1 protein-coding gene is annotated in these 501 nt (G+C 50.9%); it reads right to left on the bottom strand.

Annotated features, from left to right (window positions below; genetic code table 11):
- Positions 1-501 (bottom strand): hypothetical protein (locus A3860_RS41345; RefSeq protein WP_158085439.1); only part of this gene is annotated, 501 nt, incomplete at both ends.

The raw sequence follows: 501 nt of genomic DNA on the forward strand, positions 1-501 counted from the left end.
CAAGGATGGTTTCATTAAAGCTTTTGAAGCCATAGGTGCTGGTTGGCTTTACGGTGCTGGCGCCAAAGGGATGGGTTTCATCGCCGCCTTCTTTACATACGGCTATCAGGCGGTCAACGATGGCCGCCGAGTCGCGTTCGGTTACGAAGCTGCAGGCTGTTGCATCTTTGAACCTGCTCCACCAGTAAGCCGCGTAGTTGCGGCAATTCTGATCGATCATGCTGGTCACCTTGTCCTGGGCCTGTTGTTGCAGTTTGGAAGGATCTGTTTCATAGGGATTGATGCCCAGCTCCTGTTGGGTGATATAGCGGCGTGGATCGATGAAGATGCGGTAGCTGTCATTATCGAGCACGGGATAGCCCTGGCTAAACAGAAAATCGGAGATCATCATTTTCTTTTTGGCCAGGTAGATGGCCTTAAACTTGTTCCAGGCATCATCGAGCTCTGTTTCGCAAAGCACGGATGGGTTAAATACATTGGCGGAGTTCATGTACTGGGCAA

Source organism: Niastella vici, from assembly GCF_002077945.1.
Taxonomy (GTDB): domain Bacteria; phylum Bacteroidota; class Bacteroidia; order Chitinophagales; family Chitinophagaceae; genus Niastella; species Niastella vici.